Annotated in this window: 17 protein-coding genes; 7 read left to right on the top strand and 10 right to left on the bottom strand. The window is 67.0% G+C overall.

What is annotated here, in order from left to right; all coding sequences use genetic code 11:
* Window positions 1–25: 25 nt before the first annotated feature.
* The gene (locus tag BSE24067_RS10855; RefSeq protein ID WP_244130428.1) at window positions 26–1138 is read left to right on the top strand and encodes an Imm71 family immunity protein; all 1113 of its coding nucleotides are present in this window, start codon (window positions 26–28) and stop codon (window positions 1136–1138) included.
* Between the two features lie 261 nt (window positions 1139–1399).
* On the top strand, window positions 1400–1744 hold the full coding sequence (locus tag BSE24067_RS10850; protein WP_059466993.1) for a cupin domain-containing protein: 345 nt from the start codon (window positions 1400–1402) through the stop codon (window positions 1742–1744).
* Between the two features lie 46 nt (window positions 1745–1790).
* Here the strand turns inward: BSE24067_RS10850 and BSE24067_RS10845 are convergent, their stop codons facing one another.
* From BSE24067_RS10845 to BSE24067_RS10830, 4 genes are read right to left on the bottom strand one after another with little or no spacing between them, the layout of a single operon-like run.
* Entirely contained in the window at window positions 1791–1997 is a 207-nt protein-coding gene (locus tag BSE24067_RS10845; protein ID WP_151063313.1) for a hypothetical protein, read from the bottom strand.
* Between the two features lie 9 nt (window positions 1998–2006).
* A complete protein-coding gene (gene rpsU / locus BSE24067_RS10840; protein ID WP_151063314.1) occupies window positions 2007–2219 on the bottom strand; it encodes a 30S ribosomal protein S21 in 213 nt (70 codons plus the stop codon).
* Between the two features lie 34 nt (window positions 2220–2253).
* Window positions 2254–2463: a hypothetical protein gene (locus BSE24067_RS32965; protein WP_151063315.1), complete on the bottom strand. Its 210-nt coding sequence runs from the start codon at window positions 2461–2463 to the stop codon at window positions 2254–2256.
* A 48-nt stretch (window positions 2464–2511) separates the two neighbouring features.
* Window positions 2512–2796 carry a hypothetical protein gene (locus tag BSE24067_RS10830; RefSeq protein WP_151063316.1) on the bottom strand — a complete coding sequence of 95 codons (285 nt, stop codon included), beginning with the start codon at window positions 2794–2796 and terminating at the stop codon, window positions 2512–2514.
* A gap of 463 nt (window positions 2797–3259) precedes the next feature.
* Here BSE24067_RS10830 and BSE24067_RS10825 point away from each other — a divergent pair, with 463 nt between their 5' ends.
* Complete coding sequence (locus BSE24067_RS10825; RefSeq protein ID WP_151063317.1) at window positions 3260–4420, top strand: enolase C-terminal domain-like protein; 1161 nt, start codon at window positions 3260–3262, stop codon at window positions 4418–4420.
* Window positions 4421–4454: 34 nt separating this feature from the next.
* Here the strand turns inward: BSE24067_RS10825 and BSE24067_RS10820 are convergent, their stop codons facing one another.
* Together BSE24067_RS10820 and BSE24067_RS10815 are read right to left on the bottom strand one after the other, a co-directional pair.
* Window positions 4455–4991, bottom strand: a complete 537-nt coding sequence (locus BSE24067_RS10820) for a chromate transporter (protein ID WP_151063318.1) — start codon at window positions 4989–4991, stop codon at window positions 4455–4457.
* Entirely contained in the window at window positions 4988–5596 is a 609-nt protein-coding gene (locus BSE24067_RS10815; RefSeq protein ID WP_151063319.1) for a chromate transporter, read from the bottom strand. Before BSE24067_RS10815 ends, BSE24067_RS10820 begins: the two co-directional genes overlap by 4 nt.
* A gap of 247 nt (window positions 5597–5843) precedes the next feature.
* Between BSE24067_RS10815 and BSE24067_RS10810 the strand changes: the two genes are divergently transcribed.
* The 3 genes from BSE24067_RS10810 (at window position 5844) to BSE24067_RS10800 (ending at window position 7594) form a co-directional block, all read left to right on the top strand.
* Window positions 5844–6728, top strand: a complete 885-nt coding sequence (locus BSE24067_RS10810) for an SIR2 family NAD-dependent protein deacylase (RefSeq protein ID WP_151063320.1) — start codon at window positions 5844–5846, stop codon at window positions 6726–6728.
* Between the two features lie 104 nt (window positions 6729–6832).
* Window positions 6833–7219 (top strand): fluoride efflux transporter CrcB, encoded by a 387-nt coding sequence (crcB, locus tag BSE24067_RS10805; RefSeq protein WP_151063321.1) that lies wholly within the window; start codon window positions 6833–6835, stop codon window positions 7217–7219.
* A 24-nt stretch (window positions 7220–7243) separates the two neighbouring features.
* The gene (locus BSE24067_RS10800; RefSeq protein ID WP_151063322.1) at window positions 7244–7594 is read left to right on the top strand and encodes a DUF190 domain-containing protein; all 351 of its coding nucleotides are present in this window, start codon (window positions 7244–7246) and stop codon (window positions 7592–7594) included.
* Window positions 7595–7606: 12 nt separating this feature from the next.
* Here the strand turns inward: BSE24067_RS10800 and BSE24067_RS10795 are convergent, their stop codons facing one another.
* Together BSE24067_RS10795 and BSE24067_RS10790 are read right to left on the bottom strand one after the other, a co-directional pair.
* On the bottom strand, window positions 7607–8170 hold the full coding sequence (locus tag BSE24067_RS10795) for a YggT family protein (RefSeq protein ID WP_151063323.1): 564 nt from the start codon (window positions 8168–8170) through the stop codon (window positions 7607–7609).
* A 76-nt stretch (window positions 8171–8246) separates the two neighbouring features.
* Window positions 8247–9176: a Rossmann-like and DUF2520 domain-containing protein gene (locus BSE24067_RS10790; protein WP_151063324.1), complete on the bottom strand. Its 930-nt coding sequence runs from the start codon at window positions 9174–9176 to the stop codon at window positions 8247–8249.
* 533 nt (window positions 9177–9709) lie between these two features.
* On the opposite strand from BSE24067_RS10790, the gene BSE24067_RS10785 reads away from it, so the two are divergent.
* The gene (locus tag BSE24067_RS10785; RefSeq protein ID WP_040143608.1) at window positions 9710–10003 is read left to right on the top strand and encodes a hypothetical protein; all 294 of its coding nucleotides are present in this window, start codon (window positions 9710–9712) and stop codon (window positions 10001–10003) included.
* 108 nt (window positions 10004–10111) lie between these two features.
* On the opposite strand, the gene BSE24067_RS10780 is transcribed toward BSE24067_RS10785, so the two are convergent.
* Window positions 10112–10783 carry a LysE family translocator gene (locus BSE24067_RS10780; protein WP_151063326.1) on the bottom strand — a complete coding sequence of 224 codons (672 nt, stop codon included), beginning with the start codon at window positions 10781–10783 and terminating at the stop codon, window positions 10112–10114.
* A gap of 59 nt (window positions 10784–10842) precedes the next feature.
* A complete protein-coding gene (locus tag BSE24067_RS10775) occupies window positions 10843–12399 on the bottom strand; it encodes a UbiD family decarboxylase (protein ID WP_151063327.1) in 1557 nt (518 codons plus the stop codon).
* Window positions 12400–12708: the final 309 nt, after the last annotated feature.

Here is a 12708-nt window from a genome sequence, read left to right as displayed (position 1 = left end):
ACCGAGGACGCGGTCGCAGGAACTGGTGTCCTCGGACGACAGGCCGAGCCTATCACGGCTGACGGCTGGAGATGTGTCGCTAGGGCCCCCCGAGCAGGAACACGAAGCACGAGCGAAGGCGTTTTATCTGCTCAAGAAATGGACGAGTTTCACGTTCCTGGACTACGCCGTTGGACTGTACCGCGACTTTCTCGGCGCGTACGCAAAACAACTCGACACACCGAGCCCAAATCAGGTGGAGCTCGAGGAAGCTTACGTACATGATTTCTTGGGTGCGCTTGTACAAATGGATTCGGGCATCGATGCATTGCGCCGAGGGCTGGACAAAAGAGCGGCATACGACGCGCTGATTGTAGGAAGCCAGCAAGGTGGCGATCTGTTGTTTGGGCGGAGCGCGCTGGAAATCGGTCGTAAGTACGATCCCTTCTTTCATTCGCTGGGACTGAGAGATACCAACTTCGCGGATCCGGTGTACGCCACTGGGTTCGCGGAGGGAGTGTGGATCGAGAGATTGATTTGCTACGCGCTCAAGTGCACGGTCGGATTCGGTTTTACCGGGATGCTTGCGTACGGAACACGCGCGGATGGAGGAATTCGTGTTTTCGAGCACTGGACCTATGAATCTATGTTCGAAGATGCCCCCCTTCCTGCGTGGCGGTATTGGCCGCCCGGTCGTACCTATCCTGCATCGCTTCCTTCCTGTCCGCCTAAAAACGAATCGGGAAGCGGCGAGATTTACAGCGATCAAGAGATCCCTGTTGAGGGAATCTGGGAGCCGTGGTTTCCGGGCGGCAAGGTCGGTTGTCCGAGCTGCTTCCTTAAAGACAGTATTGCCCACAAGTATCTGCTGGAGTGTACCAACGACGAATATGTGGTGCGCTGGCGGTTGTTGTGGGAAGACGAGCGTTACAGGGATGGCAGCATTCCGGCCGAGGAACAAACTTACTTACCCAAGCCTATTGCGCAACCGAGGCTACGCGCCCTGCTCGGAGAGCCTTGTCCGTGCGCCGGTTACTGGCAAAGCCCGGCCGTGAAAGATTCGGTGTATGTCGAGGCCGGAGCGGCTATGCCGGGGCCGCAGCGCACAGCATGGGGGATGGTCATTTGGCATTACGCAGATCCTCAACCGGACAATTGAATAGCTGCTGAGCCAATGAGGTGACGGCGCTTCGCGACTCGGCCACGAAGCGGCTGCCGGGCTGTTTCCCTCTCCCTCCATCGCCACGAGGGTCACTGTCCGTTGTTCATGGGAAATGGCTGCACGAAACGCGCTCGCGCCGCCTCCACCTGCACCCCAGTGTCGAAATTAGACGAGTCGGTGTCGGAACGAAACAAGCCGCGACGAAGCTTTCGCTCTAACGTGACAGACCTCTTATCCGATCGTTAGTCTGGAGCCGACATGTCCGATTTCATCACCGTTCTGCGCAAGACCTGCCCGACGCCCGTCGTGGATGCGACCAAGTGGAAGCGCATCGGCGGCGATCCGCACACCGTGAACCTCAACGCGTACCTGTCGAAGGATGGCAGCAAGATCATGGGCACGTGGATCTGCACGCCCGGCAAGTTCGAGGTGAACTACGAGAAGTGGGAATACTGCCACTTCCTCGACGGCTACTGCATCATCACGCCGGAGGGCGAGGAGCCGGTGCACCTGAAGGCCGGCGACGTGTTCGTGATCGAACCGGGCATGAAAGGCACGTGGGAAGTCGTGGAGACGGTGCGCAAGTACTTCGTGTTCGCCTGACCAGGTCAAGAACAGCGCACGCACGCCGACCGCTTCACGAAGAACGTCACGTCTCGACGCTGAGCGCCTTCTCGATCGCGGCAATCAATTTGAACGCATCGTCGCGGCCGATCAACAGGCCGCGGCTGGTGTACTCGCAGCCGAACGCGTAGAAGCTCGGCAGAAGCGTGATCGCATCGTTCTGTCGATCGAAATCGACTTTACATTTCGTCAACGGAAAGAATGCAGGGCCTTCGACGGGCGGCTGGTACACGGCGTTCTCCTAGTACAGCTTGCGAGGCGGCAGCATGCGTTTCGCGCGCAACCGCTGTCTCGCAACCGCGCTGGCCTTCTTGCGCTTGCGCTCGGTCGTCGGCTTTTCATAGCCGGTGCGACTGCGCAACTCGCGGATCAGGCCCGTCTTCTCGATGTTTCGCCGGAAGCGCCGGAGCGCGACATCAACGGGTTCGTCGGGCTTGAGGATGATCGTCGTCATGCAGATCCTGTTTGAAAAATTACGTGAGGGAAAACTAGCCGAGCCGCGTCATGACGGCGCTCGCTATCTTGTCGGACTCGAATTCGGAATAGCCGGCGCTGAGCGACAGTGCGCGGACGGCTGCGAACATCTGCAGCTCCGGTTGATGGCGCAACGCGGAACTGGCGAGGCCGTCGTGCGGCACGGCGTCGATCCGGGATACCTCGCGCCGCGCGATCAGGTCGATGAATTCGTCAATGATCATTTCGTGCTCCGAATCGAACGGTGAGCGTCGCCGCCGCGACAGCGCGCATCAATGCACGTCGGCGAAGAGCGGCTGCTCGCCGCGATCGCCGTCGATGATTTCCTCTGCATAGCGAACGGATGCCCGACGCGCTTCGCCCGCCGATTCGAACGGTGCATGTTCGAGCAGCCGGAACGTTTCGCTGCGGGTCAGCGTGTCGGCGGTGCCGCGCAGGCAAATCTTCACGGCCGCGTCGAAGCCGCCGTCGTAGTTGTGCGGATTGCCGTTCCGCGACGGAATGTGCGGATAAATCAGCGGGTAGATTTCGAACCCGCGATAGAGATGCATGCTCATGACGAACTCCTCGGTTCGGTCGCGACAAAGCGCGCGGACGAACGCATCCGACCGGTATCACCGCGATGCGGCGCGACGGGTGGGGTGAAAAGGGCAGCAATGCGTGCGGATGAAGGCGCGACGCAAGAGGGCGGACGGCGGGGCGAGCAATTAGACAAAGACGCGTGCTCGGACAAATTCATCATACGCGCTTCATGCCGGATGTCCATCTAATTCTCGGCGGGGCCGACGGTGCGTAATGCGCGGCTTCAACGTATACGACGCGCACCGCGTATCACGCAACAGCCGATCGCACGCTGATACCGGCGCGCGCTTCGGCAGTACGGAACGATGCGGACGCCGCCGCGTCGTCGCGGCCTGCAAGACATCGCGCAAGCGCCTATGATGCAGCGATCCGTCAACCGCGCCGCACCACGCATGCGTGCATGGGCGCGAACATCGAACGCCTTCCCGGAACCCGACCATGCGCATCACCGACATCCGCGAGCAAGCGATCCCGGTTTCCCGCTACGCCGATCCGGCCATCCCATCGGGCGGGCTGACGACGAGCATCGTCGCGGTGATCACCGACGCCGTGCGCGATGGGCGCCCGGTGACGGGTTACGGCTACGCGTCGGTCGGCCGTTATGCGCAAGGCGGGCTGATTCGCGAACGATTCGCGCCTCGGCTGCTGGCGGCTGCTGACGCGATCGCCGACGACGCCGGCACGAATCTCGATCCGCTTCGCGCATGGCGCGCGATGATGGCGGGCGAGAAGCCTGGCGGGCATGGCGAACGCTGCGTGGCGGTCGGCGTGCTCGACATGGCGATCTGGGATGCCGCCGCGAAGATCGCGGGCCTGCCGCTCCATTGCTTCATCGCCGGCCGGCCCGCGCGCAGTGCGGCGCCGCGTGTGCGCGTGTACGCGGGCGGCGGCTACCGCTATCCGCACGACGATCTCGCGCGTCTGTCGGACGAGATGCGCCGGATCGTCGAGCTCGGCTACACGCATGCGAAGATCAAGATCGGCGGGCCGGATCTCGACCAGGACAAAAGGCGCATCGAAGTGGCCGCCGCGCGGCTCGCCGGCAGCTCGCATCTCGCGGTCGATGCGATGAACACGTACGACGCGACGAGCGGCCGCGCCGCCGCGGCGATGCTGGCGCCGTTCGGGCTCTGGTGGTTCGAGGATCTGTGCGATCCGCTCGACCTGCCGCTGCATGCGGATCTGACCGCGCAGTACGCGCCGCCGGTGGCGGCGGGCGAAGCGCTGTTCTCGCTCGCGGAAGCGAAGCTGCTGGATCGCTACGGCGGCCTGCGGGCCGATCGCGACGTCCTCGTGTTCGACCCGGTGCATTGCTACGGTCTGCCGGGCTACCTGCAGATCGTCGACCATTTCGTGTCGAGCGGCTGGCGGCGCGACGCGTTCTGGCCGCACGGCGGTCATCTGTTTTCGCTGCACGTCGTGGCTGCGCTCGGGCTCGGCGGTGCGGAAGTCAGTCCGTTCGCGTTCCAGCCGTTCAGCGGGCTCGCCGACGGTCAGTCGATCGACGCCGGTTACGCGGCCGTGCCGCAGGCGCCGGGCATCGGCTTCGAGCTGCATGCCGATGCGTATCGCGCGTTTCGCGCTTTGGCAGATCGCTGAACGCCGGGGCCCACGTCAGCATGCCGTGCCGCCTTCAGCCGATCGCGTGCACGCCGACCAGCACCAACGCCCCGACGACGATCAGCAGCAGCGCATGAATGCGCGTCGTCATCACGAACACGGTCGATACAACGGCGATCGCGCGCGCGGGCCAGCCGCCGTCGAGCGCCTGCAGCAGCACCCACACCGACGCGACGATCATGCCGGCCGCGACCGGCCGCAGGCCCGCCTCGAGCGCGATCTGCCAGCGTGCGCGCTGATGCCGGCGCCACAGATGCGCGACGCCGTAGATCAGGAATGCGGTGGGCCCGAACAGCGCGAGCGTCGCGATCACCGCGCCCCAGAAGCCCGCCACCTGCCAGCCGATCAGCGTCGCGAGCAGCGAGCCGGGGCCGGGCGCCATCCGCGCGATCGCGAAGTCGTTCACGAACTGCGTGGCCGTCATCCAGTGATGTACGTCGACGACCTGCCGCTGGATGTCGGCGATGATCGTCTGACCGCCGCCGATCGTCGCGATCGACAGCGGCGCGAACAAGCCGAACAGCGCGGCGTAACGCGATGAAGCGGTCATCGGTCGTCGCTCCCGTCGGTCGAGGCGCCCGCGCGGCGGTATTCGAGCGCGACGCTCAGCGCGCCGCCGATCAGCACGGTCCGCACGAGTGGCCAGTGCAGCACCGCCACCGATACGAACGTGAGCGCCATCGTTGCGAACGGCAGCGCACGGCGCGGCAAGCGCCGCACCGCGGTAATCGCCATCGAGACCGACAATCCGATCGCCGCGGCGGCCGCACCCGCGAGCGCGACGTGCGTGAGCGTGAACCGCGTGAGCGTCGAGAACGCGACGCCGAACAGCACGATCAGCACGGCCGGCGGCGCGATGATGCCGGTGAAGCCGGCTACTGCGCCGCGCCATCCGGCGAGCCGGTAGCCGATCCAGATCGCGAGGTTCTTCACGTTGACGCCGGGCAGCGCCTGCGACAGCGCAAGGCCGTTGAGGAATGCCTCTTCGTCGAGCCAGCGCCGCTCGTGCACGAAGTCGCGCAGCATGCGCCCGCTCAACCCGCCGCCGAAACTGGTCAGGCCGATTTGCGCGAACGCGATGAACAGCGCGAGGACGCCGGGCGGCGGCGCGTCGCCATTGGGTGGCACGCGTTCGATCGGGGAGGCGGAAGACATCGGCGGAACTCGACACGGCGGGTGGGCGGCCGGCCATGGTAGCAAGCCCGGCCTGTCGGCACGCTGACATCGGGCGGGCGATGTGGTCGGTGCGACGACGAAGACCGTCGCGCGGAAGTTGACGTCGCGCTGCACGAACCCGCGCGCGGGCAAGCCGCGGCCGCACCACGCGGTGGCGCGGCGCTGGAACCGGCGTATCATCGCGCGACGCGACTCGCGCACCGTTAGACGTTACCGCTGCTCCATCATGCCGCTTTCCGACTCGCCCGACTCGCCCGACTCCCTCGATTCCGATGCCGCCGGTGCGCCGCTGCCGGCCGAACGGGTCGCATCGGCCGTCGACGCGCTCGCGCGCGCCGATGCGCTGCTCGTGACGGCCGGCGCCGGTATCGGCGTCGATTCGGGCCTGCCCGATTTCCGCGGCACGGACGGTTTCTGGCGTGCGTATCCCGCACTGCGTCACGAGCGTTTCGAATTTCACGAGATCGCATCGCCGCAGGCGTTCCGTGCGCATCCGCAACTCGCGTGGGGCTTCTACGGGCATCGGCTCGAACTCTACCGGCGGACGGCGCCGCACGCGGGCTTCGCGATCCTGCGGCGCTGGATGGACGCGATGCCGAACGGCGGTTTCGTGCTGACGAGCAACGTCGACGGCCAGTTCCAGAAGGCCGGCTTCGATCCGGCGCGAATCGCCGAGATCCACGGTTCGATTCATGCGATGCAGTGCCTGCGGCCGTGCTCCGACGACACGTGGGATGCCGCGCCGTTCATACCGGATGTCGACCCGGCCGCGTGCCGGCTGATCGGCGCGTTGCCGCGTTGTCCGCGTTGCGGCGGCCTCGCGCGGCCGAACATCCTGATGTTCGGCGACCGCGGCTGGCTCGGCGACCGCTACGACGCGCAGCAGCGGGCACTCGACGCATGGCTCGCGCAGGCCGGCCGGGTGACGGTCGTCGAGATCGGCGCGGGCACCGCGATTCCGACCGTGCGGCTGCTGAGCGAAAAGCTCGGCGCGCATGTGATCCGCATCAACGCGCGCGAAGCGCACGCGCGGCGTGCTGACGTGATCGGGCTGAAAGGCGGCGCGCTCGCGACGCTCGTCGCGCTCGACCGCGCATGGCACGGCGGTTGAGCGCGGCGGGATGTCGCCCGGCGCCATTGCGGCCGCGGCGCGATTGCGCATACAGTTCGGCGTAGGCCGCATCCGCCACGCGGCGTCGCCAGCGAGGAGTTTCCTTGTTCTATTCGATCGTCGCGATTTTCGTCGGCGCCGGGCTCGGCGCGCTGCTGCGCTGGTTCCTGAGCCTCGCGCTCAACGCATTCTTTCCGGCGGTGCCGCTCGGCACGCTCGCCGCGAACCTGATCGGCGGCTACGTGATCGGCGTCGCCGCCGTCGTATTCACCACCCGCGTCGGGCTGCCGCCCGAGTGGCGGCTGTTCGTGATCACGGGCTTCCTCGGCGGTCTCACGACGTTCTCGACGTATTCGGTCGAAGTAATGACGCACGCGATGCAGGGCGAATTGGGATGGGCGTTTGCGGTGGCTGCCCTACACTTGACTGGATCGTTCACGCTGACGGCGCTCGGCATGTGGACCGCGCGCGCGTGGTTCGCGGCGGCCTGAGCGCGCCGACACCGGGAGGGCGCGATGGACAGGGTCTTCTTGCGCTTCTACGTGCACGAGCAGCACCGGCTGCACTGGAAGCCGCTGTGGGAGTGGTTGATGGAGGAAGGGAACCGGATGGGCGTCGCGGGCGGCTCCGCGTTCCGCGCGATCGCGGGCTTCGGCCGGCATCGCGTGCTGCACGAAGACCGTTTCTTCGAACTGCAGGGCTCGCTCGCGATCGAGGTCGAATTCGTCGTCACCGAGGACGAGGCGCAGCAGTTGCTCGAGCGGTTGTCGCAGGAAAAGGTGCGCGTGTGCTACGCGATGATTCCGGCCCGCTTCGGCGTGATCGACACGCTCGGCGCGCCGCCGGCGCAGGGGCCGGCAGCGTAGCGCGGCGACGCGTCAGATGCCGAACATCGTCAGCGCGACGGCCGCACGCGTGACGACCATCAGCAGCACCTGCACGATCACGAACAGCAGGATCGGCGACAGGTCGATGCCGCCGAGATTCGGGATCACGCGGCGCAGCGGGTTCAGGAACGGCGCGGTGAGCTGGTAGAGGATCGGCATCGCCGGCGAGCGCGGATTGAGCCACGACAGCAGCGCCATCAGGATCGTCATCCAGATCACGAGATTGAGCGCCCACTTCACGACGGTGAGCAGCGCGACCACGACGAGCGTCGCGATCACCGCGGCCGGGTCGAAGCCGGCCATCAGCACCATCAGCACCACATAGACGAGTGCGGTCAGGAGCGCCGCGACGACGCTCGCCCAGTCGATGCCGCGCACGCCCGCGATCACGCGGCGCAGCGGCAGCACGAGCCAGTTGGTCGCCTGCAGCACGGCCTGCGTGACGGGGTTGTACGGCGGCACGCGGACGGCTTGCATCCAGACGCGCAAAATCAGCGCGGCGCCGAACAGGGTAAAGACGGTATTGAGCAGAAAACGGGCGATCTCGCCGAACATCGTTGGCATCCTTTTTATACAGTCGGGTAGCGTGCGGCCGCCAACGCCGGATGGCGGCGCATCGGCCGACACCTTATCACGCCTCGTCTCGCGACGGGGAGGCCGACCCGGCGGTGCGCGCGAGCGACGTTTCGACGGCCTGCGCGAGCGCCGGCAGCGCGGCCGGCGGTGCGGCGCGCTTCGCCGCGAGCGCGACGGCGCGGCGTGTCATCAACGCATACAGCGTCGCGTGATCGCCGCCGCGCGCTTCGAGCAGTGCGAGCTGGCGTTCGACGATGCCGGTGTCGCCGCGCGACACCGGGCCCGCAAGCGCGTTCGCGAGGCCCTTGTCGCGCGCGGTCTCGATCGTGCCGGCAAGCATCGGCAGCAGCGCGCGCAGCGCCGCTTCCTCGTCGAAGCCGAGGCCGCGCCACAGCTCGACCGCTTCCGACAGACCGCACAGCGCGAAGCTCGCCGCGTAATGCGCGGCCGCGTGATAGAGCATCCGGCCGCCGGCCGGAATCGACAGCGGATGGCAGCCGAGTGCGGCAGTCAGCCGCAGCAGCGTCGCGTGCAGCGCGCCGTCGGCCTCGAGCGTGACCGAGCAGCCGTCGATGCGCGCGAGATCCGCGTCCGTGCCGCCGAACAGGTAGAGCGGATGGAAGCCGCCGGTGGCCGCGCCCTGCCGTTTGGCCGGGTCCAGCAGCGCGACCGCCGACGCGCCGCTGCAGTGGACGAGCGCCTGGTCCGCCGCGCGCGACGGATCGAACCGCAGCGCGGCGGCCGTCGACGCCAGGTGATCGTCGGGCACGGTCACGAAGATGAGGTCGGCGGCATCGACGACCTCCTGCGGCGTGCCGACCACGCGGCAGCCGTCGATGCGCGCGGCGAGTGCCGCGGCCGATGCGTCGGTGCGGCTCGCGATCGCGACGACCGGAAAGCCGGCGGTCGCAAAACGCTGCGCGACGCAGCGCGCGAGGCGGCCGGCGCCGATGAAGCCGAGGCGGGGAGTGGCGGGAAGGGCCATGATCGGGGATCACGCGAGAAAGGGCAGTCGCCAGTATCGCAGGAATGACGCGGCGGTCGCGAAAGGTTGTTTCGATCCCGGCGCGGACGGCGGCGGCTGACGGGGCGCGCCACGGGTACGAGCGGCTGCGGCGTGTGTCCCGAACGCGGCGCGCGCCGGCAGATCACCTCGGGCGCCGTTGAATCCGTCCCCGAATCGACCGGGGCCGTGGTCACGCTTGAATTGTCGGCGTCTTGTCTCAAATTTGTAATCGTTCATTACGCAAGCATGCGCGCCGTGCTCGCCGGAGCCGGTAAGACTGACCGGTGCCCGCGTGGCGATATCTGAAGCCGGACGGAATCGCGCGGCCCGCAAGGACGAGCCACGTTCCGCAAAGCTGCGTCCCGCCGAGGCCGCAGCCGCATGGGATTGCAATTTGCAACAAATGCGAAATACATGACGGGCGGGTTTTCGCTACATTGCTTGCATGCGACGTGCATGCCCGCCGTTGCCGACAGGAGCGCACAAATTACCGCTCCAGCAGGAGAATCGAAGTGAAAAAGCTCATTCCGTTCATCGCCGCCGCCGCGCTGGGGCTGGGTGCCGCGAGCGCCGCGCAGGCCCACGTGTCGATCGGGGTCGGCATCGGGGTGCCGGTCGCACCTGCGTATCCCGTGTATGCGCCGCCGCCGCCCGTCTATTACGCACCGCCGCCCCCGCCCGTGTATTACGCGCCGGCGCCGGCGTACTATGCGCCGCCCGCCGTGGTCGTCGGCGGCTACTACGGCCGTCCGTACTGGCGTCATGGTTACGGCGGCTGGGGGCACCACGGTTACTGGCGTCGTTGACGCGGCCCGCGCGGTCTGACCGCGCGCGGCAAAACGGCGCAACGTCCTTCACCGGACGTTGCGCCGTTTTTCATTTGGGCCCGGCCGAACGCGTGGTCGGCCCGCCGGTTACGCCGCGTGGGCGATCAGGTCGCGATAGCCGCCGACGATCACGCTGTACGAGAAATACGCGAACAGCAGCGCGGACGCGACGTGGCACGCGCGCATCAGCCCCGCGCCCGCGCGTTTGCGGCCCTGGCTCGCGAGCGTGCACATGAAGAGCGTCCATGCGAGGCCGCCGAGGAAGAAGCCGGACAGGAACACCGACGCCGTTGCCGGCGTGGTCGCGCCGGCTTTCGCGATCAGCGCGCCGCCGACCGCCGCGAACCACAGGATCGCGCTCGGCGACGACATCGCGAGCAGCATCCCGCGCATGAAGCTGCGTCGCGCGCTGGCGCGTGGCTGCGGCGCGTCGTCCGCCTCGCCGCCGCCGGCGTCGCCGGCCGGTGCGAGCGCTTCGCGCGCCATCTTCCACGTGAGGAACAGCAGCACTGCGCCGCCGCCGATCCACACGATCCAGCGCACGGCTTCGAACTGCAGCAGCACGGCCATTCCCGCGAGCGCGAGCGCCGCGTACACGAGATCGCCGACGCACGAGCCGACGCCGAGCCAGAAGCCAGGCCGGAAGCCGTGCGACAGCGTCAGGGACAGCATCGCGACGTTGACGAGGCCGATGTCGAGACACAGCGACAGCGACAGGAAGAATCCGTCGGACAGCATCGAGGCGGGGGGAAAGCTCATCGTCGTTCGAGTGGCGGGTAAGTGCGATGCACGGGCCGGCGCATGCCGGCCGTGCCGGCCTAGAGTCCGATCTCTTGCCAGAGCCGATCGACGCGCGCCTTCACGGCCGCGTCCATCTCGATCGGACGGCCCCATTCGCGGTTCGTCTCGCCGGGCCACTTGTTGGTCGCGTCGAGCCCCATCTTCGAGCCGAGGCCCGCGACCGGCGACGCGAAATCGAGATAGTCGATCGGCGTGCTGTCGACCATCACGGTGTCGCGCACGGGATCGACGCGCGTCGTGATCGCCCAGATCACCTCGTTCCAGTCGCGGATGTTCACGTCCTCGTCGACGACGACGATGAACTTCGTATACATGAACTGCCGCAGGAAGCTCCACACGCCGAACATCACGCGCTTCGCATGGCCCGCGTAGCTCTTCTTCATCTGGACGATGGCCATCCGGTAGCTGCAGCCTTCCGGCGGCAGATAGAAGTCGGTGATCTCGGTGAACTGCTTCTGCAGCAGCGGCACGAATACCTCGTTGAGCGCGACGCCGAGCACGGCCGGTTCGTCGGGCGGCTTGCCCGTGTAGGTCGAGTGATAGATCGCGTCGCGGCGCATCGTGATGCGCTCGACGGTGAACACCGGAAACCACTCCTGCTCGTTGTAGTAGCCGGTGTGGTCGCCGTACGGGCCTTCGAGCGCGTGCTCGTACGCGGCGGCCGCGTTGCCGGCCGGACGCGGCGGCGCGCCGGCCGGAGCGGGAGCGGGCGTGCCTTCCTGCGGATAAATGAAGCCCTCGAGCACGATTTCCGCGCGCGCCGGCACTTGCAGCGTATCGACGCCGGGCGTCAGGCATTTCGCGAGCTCGGTGCGGCTGCCGCGCAGCAGGCCTGCGAACTGGTACTCGGACAGTGTATCGGGCACCGGCGTCACCGCGCCGAGCGTCGTGGCAGGATCCGCGCCGAGCACGACCGCGACCGGGTACGGCTTGCCCGGGTTCTTCAGCGCGAACTCGCGGAAGTCCAGCGCGCCGCCGCGATGCGCGAGCCAGCGCATGATCAGCTTGTTGCGGCCGATCAGCTGCTGGCGGTAGATCCCGAGGTTCTGGCGTGGCTTGTTGGGCCCGCGCGTGACCGTAAGGCCCCACGTGACGAGCGGTCCTGCGTCGCCCGGCCAGCAGGTCTGGATCGGCAGCTTGTTCAGGTCGACGTCCGCGCCTTCCCAGACGATCTCCTGGCACGGCGGCGACGACACCGATTTCGGCGCCATGTCCCATACGGCCTTCGCCAACGACAGCAGCTTGCCGGCGTCCTTCAGGCTCTTCGGCGGCTCCGGCTCCTTCAGCGCGGACAGCAGCCGGCCGACATCGCGCAGCGAGCCGAGCGCGGCGTCGTCGCCCGCATCGACGCCCATCCCGAGCGCGACGCGGCGCGGCGTGCCGAACAGGTTGCCGAGCACCGGGAATGCATTGCCGGGCGGCGCATTGAACAGCAACGCCGGGCCGCCGGCGCGCAGCACGCGATCGCACAGCTCCGTCATTTCGAGCACGGGCGACACGGGTTGCGTGACGCGCCGCAGTTCGCCGAGCGCCTCCAGGCGCTGGATGAAATCGCGTAAGTCTTTGTATTTCATGAAGAAGGTCCGGGCTGCCCGCACGACGGGCAGCGATGGGCGGGCGCAGCAGCCGCTGCGGCCCCGAATCGACCGACGATTTTACCCGGGCCGCCGCGCGCCCGCGCGGTCATGAAAAAAGTCGAGGGGCGCGCGAAGCCCCTACGGCACGGGGCTCGCGAACTGAAGGGCGGTTTGAAATTACTTTTTGTTATAATTTCAAGGTTTTATAGTGTTGACGATCTATAAAACCCTGCTAGAATCCGCTCACATTGGCTGCAGGGTAAAGGCTTCGAGCCGCCAATCACCGATCTTTGACGCAGCGCGTCA

Source organism: Burkholderia latens, assembly GCF_902499045.1.
GTDB classification, from domain to species: Bacteria; Pseudomonadota; Gammaproteobacteria; order Burkholderiales; family Burkholderiaceae; genus Burkholderia; species Burkholderia latens.
This window is presented reverse-complemented; position numbering and strand designations above follow the sequence as displayed.

What these genes read in the sequence shown, in the direction of transcription:
- BSE24067_RS10780 (WP_151063326.1), bottom strand. Translation starts at nt 10,783, where the DNA reads ATGAGCTTTCCCCCCGCCTCGATGCTGTCCGACGGATTCTTCCTGTCG.
- BSE24067_RS10795 (WP_151063323.1), bottom strand. Translation starts at nt 8,170, where the DNA reads ATGTTCGGCGAGATCGCCCGTTTTCTGCTCAATACCGTCTTTACCCTG.
- BSE24067_RS10830 (WP_151063316.1), bottom strand. Translation starts at nt 2,796, where the DNA reads ATGAGCATGCATCTCTATCGCGGGTTCGAAATCTACCCGCTGATTTAT.
- BSE24067_RS10815 (WP_151063319.1), bottom strand. Translation starts at nt 5,596, where the DNA reads ATGTCTTCCGCCTCCCCGATCGAACGCGTGCCACCCAATGGCGACGCG.
- BSE24067_RS10820 (WP_151063318.1), bottom strand. Translation starts at nt 4,991, where the DNA reads ATGACCGCTTCATCGCGTTACGCCGCGCTGTTCGGCTTGTTCGCGCCG.
- BSE24067_RS10790 (WP_151063324.1), bottom strand. Translation starts at nt 9,176, where the DNA reads ATGGCCCTTCCCGCCACTCCCCGCCTCGGCTTCATCGGCGCCGGCCGC.
- BSE24067_RS10800 (WP_151063322.1), top strand. Translation starts at nt 7,244, where the DNA reads ATGGACAGGGTCTTCTTGCGCTTCTACGTGCACGAGCAGCACCGGCTG.
- BSE24067_RS32965 (WP_151063315.1), bottom strand. Translation starts at nt 2,463, where the DNA reads ATGATCATTGACGAATTCATCGACCTGATCGCGCGGCGCGAGGTATCC.
- BSE24067_RS10850 (WP_059466993.1), top strand. Translation starts at nt 1,400, where the DNA reads ATGTCCGATTTCATCACCGTTCTGCGCAAGACCTGCCCGACGCCCGTC.
- BSE24067_RS10810 (WP_151063320.1), top strand. Translation starts at nt 5,844, where the DNA reads ATGCCGCTTTCCGACTCGCCCGACTCGCCCGACTCCCTCGATTCCGAT.
- rpsU (WP_151063314.1), bottom strand. Translation starts at nt 2,219, where the DNA reads ATGACGACGATCATCCTCAAGCCCGACGAACCCGTTGATGTCGCGCTC.
- BSE24067_RS10775 (WP_151063327.1), bottom strand. Translation starts at nt 12,399, where the DNA reads ATGAAATACAAAGACTTACGCGATTTCATCCAGCGCCTGGAGGCGCTC.
- BSE24067_RS10825 (WP_151063317.1), top strand. Translation starts at nt 3,260, where the DNA reads ATGCGCATCACCGACATCCGCGAGCAAGCGATCCCGGTTTCCCGCTAC.